Here is a 15,070-nt window from a genome sequence, read left to right as displayed (position 1 = left end):
GGCTTATGAGTTTGGCTATTTGAGCAGTGTTGCTTTGGTGATGACGATTTGCGTATCAGGGACATCGCGCATGCGACCGACAGATTTGGTTGGCTGTTGTGCCATCTTTTGAATGACATCAAAGCCTTCAGTGACTTCGCCAAACACAGCGTAACCCGGTGGACGAGCGCCATAGTTCAAGAAGTCGTTATCTACTAGGTTAATGAAAAATTGGCGAGTAGCAGAGTCTGGAGCGTTGGTACGAGCCATCGCGATGGTAGCACGGTCATTGTTTAAACCATTGTTACCTTCGTTTTTAATTGGAGCGTATGTCTTCACCATTTGCATATCTTGGTTGAAGCCGCCGCCTTGTGCCATAAAGCCAGGGATCACTCGATGGAAAATGGTGCCCTCGTAGCTACCGTCTTCGACATATTTAAGGAAATTAGCGACAGTAATTGGCGCTTTTTCCTCATTTAACTCAACGGTGAAGTTACCCAGTGTTGTTTCAAACGCAACTTTCGGACCGGCGAAAACACTGCCGCTCAATAGCGCGAGAGAAAGAATAACTTTGCGTAGCATTAGAATCGCTCCTGCATGTATTGACGAAGCTCAGGGTCATTCGCGATTTCTTTCAATGTTAAAGCAACAACATCATTTAATGTTTGCTCAATATCTGCATCTGAAGCGCTTAATGTTCCCGAACGTTTAGCTGTACCAGTATAGGTCTTAACAAGCTTGCCTTGCGGAGTTTCCGCCGTGATCTCTAGTACCACTTTTGCATCCATTTGATTTTCCATCACAGAATGCTTCACGTTCACCAACGCTTCTTGAACTTGCAGCTCAATCGAATTGTCGCTGTTTAGATCAGAGTGGAAGCCCTGAGAAGAGAACTGCTTCTCTAGCGCTTCTTCAAGAGAAATGCGTAGGTTTTGCTTTGCATGAAGAGGCAAAATGTTTGAACGACCGTTGTCAACAAGTGCAACGTATTGTGCTGCGCGTACATCTTTACTGGTTAGGCTATAGCTCTTACCTTGTACGATAGGGTTTGTGCTTAATGTCGTTTCAGGCATCAGATTCAGTTGAGGTTGTTGTGGCGCTGAACATGCAGCAAGCAAAGCAACCGAAGCCGCGAGTACCAGTTTTTTCATCTTATTATTCCTTTTAAACATTTTGCTAAAGTCAGGACTTTATTGCTTTGCGCCTAATTTAGCAGGATTTTTCGTTGCCTGTAAAATCACGAACTTATTGTTAGAAGCGACTAATTTCACATTTTTGTCGCCAAATAGACGTTTTAGCTTCGCATCGTAACCAAGGTGACGGTTTCCTATGACCAATAGTTTGCCATCTTGGTTCAGTATTTGTTTGGCATCGCAGAACATTTGCCATGCAATGTGATCAGTAATCGCTTGCTGCTGGTGGAAAGGCGGGTTACACATCACCATACAAGTACTGCTTGATTTAAATCCATCCAAACAGTTGTTGGCAATGCACTGAATATCACGCTCTTCTCCTAAATTCGCCAATAAGTTTTGTTTCGCAGACTCGACAGCCATAAAGCTCTCATCGACACAAGTCAGGCGTGCTTGGGGATTCAATTGCCCCATCTTTACGGATAGAACACCATTACCACAACCAAGATCGATGACGTGTTTTAGCTCCGAATCTTGAGGGAGGTGTTGAAGCATAAAGCGTGCCCCCAAATCCAGGCTTTCACCAGAGTAAACATTTGGCAGGTTTTTGAGTTCGATGTTTTCGCCGTCAACTCCCCATACTGTCATTGGGTCTACTTCCATAACAGGTTGCGCATTTGCGTGTGAGAAGACTAGACGGTGTTTTTTCCATGCTAGAGAGGTTTTTGTCTCGCCTAAGTATTTTTCGAATAATTTCAGTGTCGAAGTATGGATCTCTTTCGCTTTATTGACCGCAATAATAGGGCAGGTCGCGGGCAACGTTTTACGCAATTGACTCAACAGCCAAACAAGATGTCGATTGCTTTTAGGTAGCTGTAACAAAACCAAGTCTGCATTCGCAGGAATCTCATCCATGGTGGTGAGAAATGCGACCTTGTTGCCACCATTTTGCTCTAGGTTTTGTTGTGCTCCCTTGTGGGAGATAAAAGAATCACTGACTAAAGTGACATTGTGTTTGTCTGAAAACCAGCAAGCCAACGCACCAAAGTTATCGTTAATAACCACGATATTTTGATTGTCAGGCAGTGCAAGTTCTTCCACGTGATTGATGAGGTATTCATCACCTGCGTCCCATGCTTGAAGAGTCTCGTTAGAGCGCATTGGGAAACGATGTAGGGTCAGGCTACGATCATGAAGATTCAATTCGGTTTTCATAACTAAACGTAAGTAGATTCGGAAATTAGCGATTATTGTCGCAAATGATGAAGATTCAAGATACAAAAAGCTGTCAAATTTACTGATTTTCACAGGCTTTTAGCGAACTACCTGGCGTTGAAGAACTCGCAGCGGGGCGTTTCGTTGATTTCATTTAGTAAACTAGAGTATATACTTACCGAATTGGCATCAATGAGGACTGAATATGATCCAAGAAATCATAGAAAAGAAACTGCACAGTGAGCTGCAACCTAATTATTTGAAAGTGATCAATGAGAGCTATATGCATAACGTTCCGCCGGGTTCTGAAAGTCACTTCAAAGTGATTGTGGTGAGTGATGCATTTGCGGGTCAGCGCCTTATTGGACGTCACCGTCAGGTACATACTGTATTGGCTGATGAGCTCGATAATCACATTCATGCATTAGCGATCCACACATACACCAACGAAGAGTGGAAGCTTGAACAAGATGGGGCACCAGATAGTCCTATGTGTATGGGTGGCGGTCGCTAGAGCGCGATTAAAACTCTGATTTAAAAAGATGGTTTCGGCCATCTTTTTTTGTTTTACATCTTTTCGGGACAAAAATGTGGCACAAATAAAGGTTATAAAAAGTGTTAACAGTGTTTCAACAAATGAATGAAAATTAATGCATGTTTCAAAGCATGAATGTTTTTATTCCATATCAAATATATGGGAATTGGCATTTGTGCGTTCGGTCAAACTTATGACTATTCTTTAACCTTTTAGACCTTGTTCTACCGAAATAAACCCTCCTTTCCTAAGATTGGTCATGGCATCAAGTTCCTAAAAAATGCTAGACTACGGCACCTGATAAATCTCGCCTAATATTTGTGACGAGATAATTAATAGGATGTTGCGATTTTGATGTTTTAAACAACATCAAAACCGGACACTGATGTCGTGTCTAAAAGTTACGCAATCAAAAGAATCTTTTTCCCGATAAAAGTAGTGCAAGTGCGTATGATTACAATAAAGAAGGGCTTGGATCTTCCTATCGCAGGAGCTCCATCCCAGGTGATTAATGATGGTAAGACCATCAAAAAAGTCGCCTTGCTTGGCGAAGAGTACGTTGGCATGCGTCCTACCATGCATGTCCGCGTTGGCGATGAAGTGAAAAAAGCGCAAGTTCTTTTTGAAGACAAAAAGAACCCTGGCGTGAAGTTCACTGCTCCAGCAGCCGGTAAAGTGATCGAAATTAACCGTGGCGCTAAGCGTGTACTTCAATCAGTAGTGATTGAAGTAGCAGGCGAAGAGCAGGTTACATTTGATAAGTTCGAAGCAGCTCAACTAGCAGGTCTAGATCGCGAAGTGATCAAGACTCAATTGGTTGAATCTGGTCTTTGGACCGCTTTACGTACTCGTCCGTTTAGCAAGGTTCCAGCAATCGAGTCTGCTACTAAGGCTATTTTCGTAACTGCAATGGATACTAATCCACTAGCAGCACAGCCTGAGTTGATCATCAATGAACAACAAGAAGCATTCGTTGCCGGTCTAGACATTCTTTCAGCCCTGACAGAAGGCAAGGTTTACGTATGTAAGTCTGGCACTAGCTTGCCACGCTCTTCTCAGTCAAACGTAGAAGAACACGTCTTCGATGGCCCTCACCCAGCAGGTCTTGCTGGCACCCACATGCATTTCCTATACCCAGTGAATGCAGAAAATGTGGCATGGAGCATCAACTACCAAGACGTTATCGCGTTCGGTCAGCTTTTCCTAACGGGTGAGCTTTACACTGATCGTGTTGTGTCTCTAGCTGGTCCTGTTGTGAACAACCCACGTCTTCTTCGTACAGTTGTTGGTGCTTCTCTTGAAGACCTAACTGACAGCGAGTTGATGCCTGGTGAAGTTCGTGTGATTTCAGGCTCGGTACTTTCTGGTACTCAAGCGTCTGGTCCACATGCCTACCTAGGTCGTTACCACCAACAAGTTTCTGTGTTACGCGAAGGTCGTGACAAAGAACTGTTTGGGTGGGCTGTACCTGGTAAAAACAAGTTCTCAATCACGAAATCTTTCCTTGGTCACATCTTCAAAGGTCAGTTGTTCAACATGACAACAACGACTAACGGTAGTGACCGTGCAATGGTTCCAATCGGCAACTACGAGCGCGTAATGCCGCTTGATATGGAACCGACACTGCTACTTCGTGATCTATGTGCAGGCGATACTGATAGTGCTCAAGCACTTGGTGCGCTTGAACTGGATGAAGAAGATCTAGCATTGTGTACCTTTGTATGTCCTGGTAAATACGAGTACGGTCTGTTACTTCGTGAATGCCTAGATACCATCGTGAAGGAAGGGTAATCCATGCTTAAGAAATTCATTGAGGATATCGAGCATCATTTTGAACCAGGCGGTAAGCACGAAAAGTGGTTTGCACTGTACGAAGCAGCAGCAACACTATTCTACACGCCAGGTCTAGTAACAAAACGTAGCTCGCACGTTCGTGATAGCGTTGACTTAAAACGTATCATGATCATGGTTTGGTTCGCAGTATTCCCAGCAATGTTCTGGGGTATGTACAATGCGGGTGGCCAAGCTATCGCAGCACTTAACCACATGTACGCTGGTGACCAACTAGCGACAGTTATCGCAGGTAACTGGCACTACTGGCTAACAGAAATGCTTGGTGGCACCATCGGTGCGGAAGCTGGCGTTGGCAGTAAGATGCTACTAGGTGCGACTTACTTCCTACCAATCTACGCAACAGTATTTATTGTTGGTGGTTTCTGGGAAGTGCTTTTCTGTATGGTGCGTAAGCACGAAGTTAACGAAGGTTTCTTTGTAACTTCTATCCTGTTCGCACTTATCGTTCCACCAACGCTACCTTTATGGCAAGCGGCACTAGGTATCACATTTGGTGTTGTTGTTGCTAAAGAGATCTTCGGTGGTACAGGTCGTAACTTCCTGAACCCTGCTCTTGCAGGTCGTGCTTTCCTATTCTTCGCTTACCCAGCGCAAATCTCGGGTGACGTAGTATGGACTGCGGCTGACGGCTTCTCTGGTGCAACTGCTCTTAGCCAATGGGCTCACGGCGGTAGCGGCGCATTGATCAACAACATCACTGGCGCTCCTATCACTTGGATGGATGCATTCATCGGTAACATCCCAGGCTCAATTGGTGAAGTATCAACGCTTGCTCTAATGATCGGTGCAGCGATGATCGTTTACATGCGAATCGCTTCATGGCGCATCATCGCAGGTGTAATGATCGGTATGATCGCAGTATCGACACTATTCAACGTGATCGGTTCTGACACCAACCCAATGTTCAACATGCCATGGCACTGGCACCTAGTTCTAGGTGGTTTTGCATTCGGTATGTTCTTCATGGCAACTGACCCAGTATCAGCTTCATTTACTAACGGTGGTAAATGGTGGTACGGCATCCTAATCGGTGCAATGTGTGTGATGATCCGTGTAGTTAACCCGGCTTACCCAGAGGGTATGATGCTGGCGATTCTATTCGCGAACCTGTTCGCACCTCTGTTCGACCATGTAGTTATCGAGAAGAACATCAAGCGGAGACTAGCACGCTATGGCAAGTAATAACGACAGCATTAAAAAGACGCTGGGTGTTGTTGTCGGGTTGAGCCTTGTTTGTTCAATCATCGTATCAACAGCAGCAGTGGGTCTGCGTGACCAGCAAAAAGCTAACGCTGTACTAGATAAGCAATCTAAGATCATCGAAGTTGCGGGTATCGACGCTGAAGGTAAGAAAGTTCCTGAGCTATTTGCTGAGTACATCGAACCTCGTCTAGTTGACTTCAAAACTGGTGATTTTGTAGAGAAAGCTGAAGACGGCTCTACAGCAGCTAACTACGACCAACGTAAAGCAGCTAAAGATCCTGCTGAGTCTATCAAGCTAACGGCTGATGAAGACAAAGCTAAGATCCTACGTCGTGCTAACACAGGTATCGTTTACCTAGTGAAAAGTGGTGATGACATTTCTAAAGTTATCATTCCAGTTCACGGTAACGGTCTATGGTCTATGATGTACGCATTCGTTGCGGTTGAAACTGACGGTAACACTGTGTCTGGTATTACTTACTACGAGCAAGGTGAAACTCCTGGACTTGGTGGTGAAGTAGAAAACCCAGCATGGCGTGCTCAATTCGTTGGTAAGAAACTATTCGACGAGAACCACAAACCAGCAATCAAGATTGTTAAAGGTGGTGCTCCAGAAGGTTCTGAACACGGCGTTGATGGCCTATCTGGTGCGACACTAACTGGTAACGGTGTTCAAGGTACATTTGACTTCTGGTTAGGTGACATGGGCTTTGGTCCTTTCCTAGCAAAAGTTCGTGACGGAGGTCTGAACTAATGTCTAGCGCACAAAACATTAAAAAGAGCATTATGGCGCCGGTGTTGGACAACAACCCGATCGCGCTGCAGGTTCTTGGTGTATGTTCTGCTCTTGCAGTAACAACTAAACTAGAAACAGCATTTGTAATGACACTAGCGGTAACTTTCGTAACTGCATTGTCTAACTTCTCTGTTTCTCTGATCCGTAACCACATTCCTAACAGTGTGCGTATCATCGTTCAGATGGCAATCATCGCATCGCTAGTAATCGTGGTAGACCAAGTGCTTAAAGCTTACCTATACGATATCTCTAAACAGCTATCTGTATTCGTAGGTCTTATCATCACGAACTGTATCGTAATGGGTCGTGCTGAAGCATTCGCAATGAAATCTGCGCCAATCCCATCGCTAATTGATGGTATCGGTAACGGTCTAGGTTACGGCTTCGTTCTTATCACTGTAGGTTTCTTCCGTGAACTATTCGGTTCAGGCAAGCTATTCGGCATGGAAGTTCTACCTCTAGTGAGCAACGGTGGTTGGTACCAGCCAAACGGTCTGATGCTACTAGCACCATCTGCATTCTTCCTAATCGGCTTCCTAATCTGGGTAATCCGTATTCTGAAACCAGAACAAGTAGAAGCGAAGGAGTAAGGGCGTCATGGAACATTACATCAGTCTGCTAGTTAAATCGATTTTCATCGAAAACATGGCACTGTCTTTCTTCCTAGGTATGTGTACTTTCCTTGCCGTATCTAAGAAAGTTAAGACCTCTTTCGGTCTAGGTGTTGCAGTAGTGGTAGTACTAACTATCGCGGTTCCTGTGAACAACCTAGTTTACAACCTAGTTCTGAAAGAGAACGCGTTAGTTGAGGGCGTAGACCTTAGCTTCCTAAACTTCATCACCTTCATCGGTGTAATCGCAGCACTTGTACAGATCCTAGAGATGGTTCTTGACCGTTTCTTCCCACCTTTGTACAACGCGCTAGGCATCTTCCTACCGCTGATCACAGTAAACTGTGCGATCTTCGGTGGTGTATCTTTCATGGTACAACGTGACTACAACTTTGCTGAATCTGTTGTTTACGGTTTCGGTTCTGGTGTGGGCTGGATGCTAGCGATCGTCGCTCTTGCAGGTATCCGTGAGAAGATGAAGTACTCAGATGTACCTCCAGGTCTACGTGGTCTAGGCATCACGTTTATCACTGTAGGTCTTATGGCGTTAGGCTTTATGTCTTTCTCTGGTGTTCAACTGTAAGTCGGGTAAACCGCAACAATTAAGGAATAGTCAATGGACATTATTCTTGGTGTAGTGATGTTTACTCTGATCGTACTTGCGCTAGTACTAGTGATTCTTTTCGCTAAGTCTAAGCTTGTACCAACAGGTGACATTACAATTTCTGTGAACGATGACCCTTCACTGGCGATCGTTACACAACCAGGTGGTAAGCTACTATCTGCGTTAGCTGGTGCTGGCGTATTCGTATCTTCTGCTTGTGGTGGCGGTGGCTCTTGTGGTCAGTGTCGCGTAAAAGTTAAATCAGGTGGTGGTGACATCCTACCTACCGAGCTTGACCATATTACTAAAGGTGAAGCACGTGAAGGTGAGCGTCTAGCGTGTCAGGTTGCAATGAAAACTGACATGGACATCGAGCTTCCTGAAGAGATCTTCGGCGTTAAGAAGTGGGAATGTACAGTTATCTCTAACGATAACAAAGCGACATTCATCAAAGAGCTTAAGCTACAAATTCCAGATGGCGAATCAGTACCTTTCCGTGCTGGTGGTTACATCCAGATTGAAGCACCAGCTCACCACGTTAAGTACGCTGACTTCGATGTACCTGAAGAGTACCGTGAAGATTGGGACAAATTTAACTTGTTCCGTTACGAGTCTAAGGTAAACGAAGATACTATCCGTGCTTACTCAATGGCTAACTACCCAGAAGAAGAAGGTATTATTATGCTGAACGTGCGTATCGCTACGCCGCCGCCTAATAATCCTGATGTACCACCTGGTATCATGTCATCGTTCATCTGGTCTCTAAAAGAAGGCGACAAGTGTACGATTTCAGGTCCGTTCGGTGAGTTCTTCGCGAAAGACACTGATGCTGAAATGGTATTCGTTGGTGGTGGTGCAGGTATGGCTCCAATGCGTTCTCATATCTTCGACCAGCTAAAACGTCTGCACTCTAAGCGTAAGATGTCATTCTGGTACGGTGCACGTTCTAAGCGTGAAATGTTCTACGTAGAAGACTTCGATGGCCTAGCGGCTGAGAACGATAACTTCGTATGGCACTGTGCACTGTCTGACCCTATGCCAGAAGATAACTGGGATGGTTACACTGGCTTCATTCACAATGTTCTTTACGAGAACTACCTACGTGATCATGAAGCGCCAGAAGACTGTGAATACTACATGTGTGGTCCACCTATGATGAACGCTGCTGTAATCGGCATGCTAAAAGATCTAGGTGTAGAGGATGAGAACATCCTTCTAGATGACTTCGGTGGTTAATCCTCCCAAGTGATTGAATCTATGGCTAGCTCTATAAGGGCTAGCCATTATTTTTTGTAACAAAAAAATGATATTCAACAGTTGATATAGGAAATCGGTTTATCTCAAGAGAACCCATTTTCCATATCAATTTAACGATAATAGGAGTAAACAAGTGAAAAAGTGGCTTGTTGCATTCGCTTCTCTATTGGTTTTGGCTGGCTGTGAGCAGCCTGCGGATCAAATTCATTTAAGTGGTCCAACGATGGGGACTACTTACAACATTAAATACATCGAGCAAGATGGTTTACCTTCACCAGAAGCGCTTCAGACTGAAATCGATCGATTGCTAGAAGAAGTGAACGATCAAATGTCGACTTACCGTGAAGATTCAGAGCTTAGCCGTTTTAATCAACATAAAACTAGCGAGCCATTTGAAGTATCGCCACAAACAGCAACGGTAGTGAAAGAAGCGATTCGCTTGAACGGTCTTACTCTAGGTGCATTAGACGTAACCGTAGGTCCACTAGTGAACCTATGGGGCTTTGGTCCAGAAGCGCGCCCGGATGTGGTTCCAACAGATGAAGAGCTAGCAGCTCGTAAAGCGAATACTGGTATCCATCACCTTTCTGTTGAAGGTAACAAGCTGTCGAAAGATATTTCAAACTTGTACGTTGACTTATCGACGATTGCCAAAGGTTGGGGTGTGGATGTTGTGGCAGATTACCTGCAATCAGAAGGCATTCATAACTACATGGTGGAAGTTGGCGGTGAAATGCGTTTGAAAGGCATAAACCGTGAAGGTGTGCCATGGCGTATTGCGATTGAAAAACCAACCGTTGATGAGCGTTCAATTCAAGAGATTATTGAACCAGGTGACATGGCAATTGCAACAAGCGGTGACTATCGTAATTACTTTGAGAGCAATGGTGTGCGATACTCTCATATCATTAACCCGCATACGGGCAAACCAATCCATCATAAGGTGGTGTCTGTAACGGTACTGGATAAATCGTCGATGACAGCTGATGGTCTTGCAACTGGTCTTATGGTGCTAGGTGAAGACAAAGGCATGGAAATCGCAAATGAGAATAATATTCCTGTTTTCATGATTGTGAAAACGGATGATGGTTTTAAAGAGCTGGCTTCGGAAGCATACAAGCCGTTCATGAAGAAATAACAACAGAAGTGAGCATGTCCTTATGAGTACATTTCTAATTACTTTTGCTGTCTTTGTTGCGGTAATTGCAGCGATGGCAGTTGGTTACATCTTCCAAAAGAAGGTCGTGAAAGGCAGCTGTGGCGGTCTAGGTGCGGTTGGTATTGAGAAAGTATGTAACTGCCCAGAACCATGTGATGCACGTAAGAAGCGCGAAGCACGTGAAGCAGCCCGCGCAGAGAAGCTTGCTGCATGGGAAAAAGATCGCATTGCTTAATATGCGATAATAAGAATGATAAAACCCAGCCAATGGCTGGGTTTTGTTTTTTCGGCTTTGGTTTCCGTTTGAATATTGAATTAGGTTGGTGACATTAAGTGCCGTCTACTGAGATACGGTTTGATTCCGCCCGTTTCCTTTCGCTTGATACAAACGGTCATCCGCGACTTTAATTTGCTGATCTAAATTGCCCTTGATGTTTGAAACACCGACGCTGATGGTTACTTGAATCTGGTCATCTTGATAAGGAATCGGAGTTTTCTCTACGCGTTGACGCATTTGCTCTAAACGTGTCACAAAGTCGTCGTAGCTGCCGTAGGCTTGGATGCAAAACTCTTCGCCCCCGAATCGTGCAATCACATCATCAGGAAAATAGATTTTTAATATATTGGCGACCATAACAAGTGCAGCATCGCCCCCATCATGACCATAGTTATCATTCACTTTCTTAAAGAAATCGATATCTAGCATAGCAATATTGCGTTGCTCATCGCTGTCACATGTTTGCCCAAATAGAAAGCGACGGTTCCATAAGCCAGTGAGTGAATCTTGGTTCGCCATTCTAAATAAATCTGTTGTGGCTTCTTTCATATCCAAGATTTGATGGACCCGACAAAAGAACTCTTCTTGATTAAAAGGCTTGTACAGAAAGTCGTTTGCTCCCGCTTTTAGAAAGCGCGCTGTCATTGAGTGGTCATCACTTCCAGAGATCCCAAGGATCGCCAATTGGTTTTTATCGAGCTTTTGGCGAAGCTCTCGGATCATAGTGATGCCATCTTTGATTGGCATATCATGGTCGGTCAGAACCAAGGTAATATCTGGATTTTGTTCAATAACTTCGATTGCTTGTTGACCATTCTCGGCTTGCAATGTCTGGATGTATTGATGCTCAAGTAATTGTACGACATGGCGGCGAACCGTCATTGAGTCATCAACAACCAGACATTTGTGTTGCTGGTTGTTGGTCAGGCGTTTAATCAGAGGAAGAAGGTAAGAAACGGAGGCCATGCTGTCTTTTAAGATGTAATCGAGTACGCCTTTTGCCAGCATCTTTTCACGAGCATCATCTTGCAACATCGCCGTAAGCACGATGACTTTTTGTTGGTGAGAAAGGACTAAATCGATGATCTCACCGTCCTGCGCATCCGGTAAGCAGTAATCTAAAACTGCACAGAGAAGCTCAGGCTGAGACGTTAAAATAGATTGTGCTTCCGCATAGCTTTCGGCAGCAAGTACTTCATAACCCGCCTGATTTAAGATTTGTTGTAAGTAGTTATTAAAGGCGCGACTGTCTTCGACGACCAGTATTTTATTACTCAAAAAGTTTCCCTACTTTCGTATATAAATCAACTTTAGTGTTATAGAAGTCAATAATAATGAAATGTCACTTTAATGCCATGAAAAATTGTTGCTACCTGACTCCAGATAACACTATTTCCAATACGTGTATTTAGAGCTATACTGTTTTTTTAAACAGTGTTTATTTGTGTGCGGAACGTGATTGAGCGAGTCAGAAAAATAATTCACGTTGATATGGATTGCTTTTATGCAGCGGTCGAGATGCGTGACAACCCCAGTTATCGTGGTATTGCGCTTGCCGTTGGCGGTCATGAGAAACAACGCGGCGTGATCAGCACCTGTAACTATGAAGCGCGTAAATTCGGTGTGCGCAGTGCGATGCCAACAGCCAGAGCGCTTCAACTTTGCCCCCATTTGCTCGTCGTCCCGGGACGAATGCACGTATACAAACAAGTGTCCCAACAGATCCGTACCATTTTCGAGCGATACACGCCACTTATCGAGCCACTATCACTTGATGAGGCGTATCTTGATGTGACTGACTCGACTGCTTGTCGGGGTTCTGCAACCTTAATCGCAGAATCGATCCGCAATGATATCTGGAATGAGCTTGGACTTACTGCGTCGGCAGGTATTGCTCCGATTAAGTTTCTTGCCAAAGTGGCTTCAGACATGAATAAACCCAATGGGCAATTTGTTATTCCGCCAGAAAAGGTTCAAGAAGTCGTAGACAAACTGCCGTTAGAAAAGATTCCAGGAGTTGGTAAAGTGAGCTTGGAGAAGCTACATCAAGCGGGCTTTTACCTATGTGAGGACATCAAAAACAGCGACTATCGTGAGCTGCTACGTCAATTTGGACGCCAAGGTGCTTCGCTTTGGAAACGTAGTCATGGCATCGACGATCGTGAAGTGGTGGTTGAGCGTGAACGTAAGTCGGTTGGGGTCGAGCGCACCTTTAGCGAAAACATTGTGACTTACGATGAATGCTGGCAGGTGATTGAAGACAAGCTCTACCCTGAACTAGAGAAACGTTTGGAAAAAGCCAGTCCAGATAAGTCTATTATCAAACAGGGTATTAAACTCAAATTTGCCGATTTTCAACTCACGACAATTGAGCACATCCACCCTCAGTTAGAGCTCGATGACTTTAAAGAACTGTTAAGAGATATACTCAAGCGCCAAAATGGTCGAGAGATACGCTTATTAGGCTTAAGTGTGATGCTCAAGCCTGAGCAACAAGCGCGTCAATTGAGTTTCTTCTAAGCTCGCGCTAATTCAACCTGCTTTAGTACTTGTTCAAAAGAAACATTTGCCATTGACCCATAACCGCGTAACTTGCTCGCTTTCAGTTGCGTGATAATTGGTGTGCTAATTCCACATAAGAAGCGTGCGACAGCTGCATTGCTAATCGCCGTTGGTGAAAGCTGGACAAATTCATCAACCCAAGTGGATAGGTGTGCCAATTCAGGTTGTGTTTGTTGTGGTTGAGGAAAAGATGCGACTTGTCCACGACACACTGAACAGTGACCACATTGAGTTGGAGCATCGTGATCGGCAAAGTACTGCGCCAGTTGGTGACTTAAACAGTCTGACGATTGGAACAGACTCAACATAGTATGAATTCGTTCAATGTCCTTGTGTTCTTTGGATTGGAACAACTCAATTAAATGCTGAGAGATAGCTTCTTGGCTTTGAGTGGCAGGGAGAACCGAGTACACATCCGTAAGCTGTTTGCTTTCTAATTCAATCCAGCCATTTTGGTGGAAGTAATCTAGAGCCGCAACTACACGGCTGCGCTCAGACTGATAGTTCATCCATAATGCTTCTAAATCCACTTGGCACCATACTTTGGCTTTGGTTGAACAAGCAAAAATGGCTTCAACAAACTGACGTCTCTCGCCTTGGAACTGATTGAGGATGAAACTTTGTTCTTGTAAAAACTTGAAGCGATATTCTGCGAAATAACTGTATTTGGCTTCAATTACTTTTGCCAGCTCTAGGTAAACTAATAAGGTTTTTAGCGGAAGTTGGCGAATGTTGCTGTCGCGAGACAATCGCAATGCCATCACCTCCCACTGCGGAGTGTTCTCGCGAATTTGCTCCAGTACATAATTGATTGAGCTTGGCTCTGGCGTGTCACCGTAAACAAAGTTCTCTAATACCGTTAAGCCGGAGGTATTGCCCAAAAGAATACACTCCGAACGCTGTCCATCACGTCCGGCGCGCCCAATTTCTTGTGCGTAGTTTTCGATAGATTTTGGTAAATCGAAGTGAATAACACGGCGAATATCAGATTTATCTACCCCCATCCCAAATGCGATTGTTGCGACAATGCAGTCGATTTGCGAGTCCATAAACTGTTGTTGAATTTTTTCACGAATGTCGCTCTTCATACCCGCATGATAAGCGTGAGCATTGATGCCTAAACGGATAAGAGAGCTGGCAACTTGCTCAGCGGTCTGTTGCTGAGTGACATACACGATGCTCGGTAGTTTAGGTGTTGCAGCAATGATGTCATTCAGTTGCGTTTGCTTATTTTCTTCGTCGCAAGGCACCACAGAAATATCGAGATTAGGACGATAGAAGCCAGTAACCGTAATGTACTCACCAGCGATATTAAACTTGTTTTGCATGTCCTCGATAACCGCTGGCGTTGCCGTTGCGGTTAGCAAGAGCGTTTGAGGGATATTCAGTTCACGTTGGTATTGTGGCAGTTTAAGGTAGTCAGGACGGAAGTTATGACCCCATTCCGAGATACAGTGTGCTTCATCGACCACCATCAAAGAGAGCGGAATCTGACGAATGAATTCACGAAAACGCTCGTTCTTGAGCCGCTCTACCGAAATCATCAAAATCTTAATCTGCCCATTCTTCACGCCAGCCATAACTTGCTGCGCTTCTTCTCGGCTTTGGCTACTGTCGATAGATGCCGCAGCTATGCCTTTACTTTGCAGGAAACCGAGCTGATCTTTCATCAGAGCAAGAAGTGGTGAAATCACCAGTGTTAGGTGTGGTAACTGGGTTGCAGGAAGTTGGTAGCAAAGTGATTTCCCCGAACCAGTCGGAAAGATGGCTGCTGCCGAGTGTCCGTTCATTACTGCTTCAATCACCGGCTGTTGACCGGGTCTTAATGAGTCAAATCCGAACACAGATTGAAGCGTTTGCTGAAGCGAGGCACTTTGCATAATAG

Annotated in this window: 15 protein-coding genes; 10 read left to right on the top strand and 5 right to left on the bottom strand. The window is 44.7% G+C overall.

What is annotated here, in order from left to right:
• Positions 1-15: 15 nt before the first annotated feature.
• Genes MHO32_RS03560 through MHO32_RS03550 form a run of 3 tightly spaced genes read right to left on the bottom strand, consistent with a single transcriptional unit; the run spans position 16 to position 2,327 of the window.
• Positions 16-561, bottom strand: coding sequence for a peptidylprolyl isomerase (locus tag MHO32_RS03560; RefSeq protein ID WP_239210660.1), 546 nt, complete (start codon positions 559-561; stop codon positions 16-18).
• Complete coding sequence (locus tag MHO32_RS03555; RefSeq protein WP_047512771.1) at positions 561-1,130, bottom strand: YajG family lipoprotein; 570 nt, start codon at positions 1,128-1,130, stop codon at positions 561-563. Before MHO32_RS03555 ends, MHO32_RS03560 begins: the two co-directional genes overlap by 1 nt.
• 39 nt (positions 1,131-1,169) lie before the next feature.
• Positions 1,170-2,327, bottom strand: coding sequence for a methyltransferase (locus tag MHO32_RS03550; RefSeq protein WP_029790424.1), 1,158 nt, complete (start codon positions 2,325-2,327; stop codon positions 1,170-1,172).
• 205 nt (positions 2,328-2,532) lie between these two features.
• Here MHO32_RS03550 and bolA point away from each other — a divergent pair, with 205 nt between their 5' ends.
• The 9 genes from bolA to nqrM all read left to right on the top strand — a co-directional run bounded on the left by bolA (position 2,533) and on the right by nqrM (position 10,581).
• Positions 2,533-2,841, top strand: a complete 309-nt coding sequence (bolA, locus tag MHO32_RS03545) for a transcriptional regulator BolA (RefSeq protein ID WP_005436644.1) — start codon at positions 2,533-2,535, stop codon at positions 2,839-2,841.
• 471 nt (positions 2,842-3,312) lie between these two features.
• Entirely contained in the window at positions 3,313-4,653 is a 1,341-nt protein-coding gene (locus MHO32_RS03540) for a Na(+)-translocating NADH-quinone reductase subunit A (protein ID WP_005450950.1), read from the top strand.
• A 3-nt stretch (positions 4,654-4,656) separates the two neighbouring features.
• Entirely contained in the window at positions 4,657-5,898 is a 1,242-nt protein-coding gene (locus MHO32_RS03535) for an NADH:ubiquinone reductase (Na(+)-transporting) subunit B (protein WP_005427308.1), read from the top strand.
• A complete protein-coding gene (locus tag MHO32_RS03530) occupies positions 5,888-6,673 on the top strand; it encodes a Na(+)-translocating NADH-quinone reductase subunit C (RefSeq protein WP_005450952.1) in 786 nt (261 codons plus the stop codon). Before MHO32_RS03535 ends, MHO32_RS03530 begins: the two co-directional genes overlap by 11 nt.
• Positions 6,673-7,305 (top strand): NADH:ubiquinone reductase (Na(+)-transporting) subunit D, encoded by a 633-nt coding sequence (locus MHO32_RS03525; protein ID WP_005450954.1) that lies wholly within the window; start codon positions 6,673-6,675, stop codon positions 7,303-7,305. The genes MHO32_RS03530 and MHO32_RS03525 overlap by 1 nt, the downstream gene beginning before the upstream one ends.
• Before the next feature lie 7 nt (positions 7,306-7,312).
• Positions 7,313-7,909, top strand: a complete 597-nt coding sequence (gene nqrE, locus MHO32_RS03520; RefSeq protein ID WP_005436652.1) for an NADH:ubiquinone reductase (Na(+)-transporting) subunit E — start codon at positions 7,313-7,315, stop codon at positions 7,907-7,909.
• A 33-nt stretch (positions 7,910-7,942) separates the two neighbouring features.
• Positions 7,943-9,166, top strand: a complete 1,224-nt coding sequence (gene nqrF / locus MHO32_RS03515; protein ID WP_005450955.1) for an NADH:ubiquinone reductase (Na(+)-transporting) subunit F — start codon at positions 7,943-7,945, stop codon at positions 9,164-9,166.
• Between the two features lie 154 nt (positions 9,167-9,320).
• Positions 9,321-10,325 carry an FAD:protein FMN transferase gene (locus MHO32_RS03510; RefSeq protein ID WP_050932816.1) on the top strand — a complete coding sequence of 335 codons (1,005 nt, stop codon included), beginning with the start codon at positions 9,321-9,323 and terminating at the stop codon, positions 10,323-10,325.
• Between the two features lie 22 nt (positions 10,326-10,347).
• On the top strand, positions 10,348-10,581 hold the full coding sequence (gene nqrM / locus MHO32_RS03505; RefSeq protein ID WP_005436655.1) for a (Na+)-NQR maturation NqrM: 234 nt from the start codon (positions 10,348-10,350) through the stop codon (positions 10,579-10,581).
• Between the two features lie 105 nt (positions 10,582-10,686).
• On the opposite strand, the gene MHO32_RS03500 is transcribed toward nqrM, so the two are convergent.
• Entirely contained in the window at positions 10,687-11,901 is a 1,215-nt protein-coding gene (locus MHO32_RS03500; RefSeq protein ID WP_038898376.1) for a diguanylate cyclase, read from the bottom strand.
• 177 nt (positions 11,902-12,078) lie between these two features.
• On the opposite strand from MHO32_RS03500, the gene dinB reads away from it, so the two are divergent.
• Positions 12,079-13,143: a DNA polymerase IV gene (dinB, locus tag MHO32_RS03495; protein ID WP_029790427.1), complete on the top strand. Its 1,065-nt coding sequence runs from the start codon at positions 12,079-12,081 to the stop codon at positions 13,141-13,143.
• Here dinB and MHO32_RS03490 read toward each other — a convergent pair.
• Positions 13,140-15,065 carry a RecQ family ATP-dependent DNA helicase gene (locus MHO32_RS03490; protein ID WP_239210658.1) on the bottom strand — a complete coding sequence of 642 codons (1,926 nt, stop codon included), beginning with the start codon at positions 15,063-15,065 and terminating at the stop codon, positions 13,140-13,142. The genes dinB and MHO32_RS03490 overlap by 4 nt on opposite strands.
• Positions 15,066-15,070 lie beyond the last annotated feature (5 nt).

Origin of the sequence: Vibrio sp. MMH1-50, from assembly GCF_022347645.1 — a bacterium.
GTDB lineage: Bacteria > Pseudomonadota > Gammaproteobacteria > Enterobacterales > Vibrionaceae > Vibrio > Vibrio harveyi.
The sequence above is the reverse complement of the archived record's forward strand: the minus strand, read 5'-3'. Positions and strand labels throughout refer to the sequence as shown.

Excerpts from the sequence above, each read along its gene's own strand:
- nqrE (WP_005436652.1), top strand. The coding sequence starts at position 7,313 with ATGGAACATTACATCAGTCTGCTAGTTAAATCGATTTTCATCGAAAAC.
- MHO32_RS03560 (WP_239210660.1), bottom strand. The coding sequence starts at position 561 with ATGCTACGCAAAGTTATTCTTTCTCTCGCGCTATTGAGCGGCAGTGTT.
- MHO32_RS03525 (WP_005450954.1), top strand. The coding sequence starts at position 6,673 with ATGTCTAGCGCACAAAACATTAAAAAGAGCATTATGGCGCCGGTGTTG.
- MHO32_RS03530 (WP_005450952.1), top strand. The coding sequence starts at position 5,888 with ATGGCAAGTAATAACGACAGCATTAAAAAGACGCTGGGTGTTGTTGTC.
- nqrF (WP_005450955.1), top strand. The coding sequence starts at position 7,943 with ATGGACATTATTCTTGGTGTAGTGATGTTTACTCTGATCGTACTTGCG.
- MHO32_RS03550 (WP_029790424.1), bottom strand. The coding sequence starts at position 2,327 with ATGAAAACCGAATTGAATCTTCATGATCGTAGCCTGACCCTACATCGT.
- MHO32_RS03535 (WP_005427308.1), top strand. The coding sequence starts at position 4,657 with ATGCTTAAGAAATTCATTGAGGATATCGAGCATCATTTTGAACCAGGC.
- MHO32_RS03540 (WP_005450950.1), top strand. The coding sequence starts at position 3,313 with ATGATTACAATAAAGAAGGGCTTGGATCTTCCTATCGCAGGAGCTCCA.
- bolA (WP_005436644.1), top strand. The coding sequence starts at position 2,533 with ATGATCCAAGAAATCATAGAAAAGAAACTGCACAGTGAGCTGCAACCT.
- MHO32_RS03490 (WP_239210658.1), bottom strand. The coding sequence starts at position 15,065 with ATGCAAAGTGCCTCGCTTCAGCAAACGCTTCAATCTGTGTTCGGATTT.
- nqrM (WP_005436655.1), top strand. The coding sequence starts at position 10,348 with ATGAGTACATTTCTAATTACTTTTGCTGTCTTTGTTGCGGTAATTGCA.
- MHO32_RS03555 (WP_047512771.1), bottom strand. The coding sequence starts at position 1,130 with ATGAAAAAACTGGTACTCGCGGCTTCGGTTGCTTTGCTTGCTGCATGT.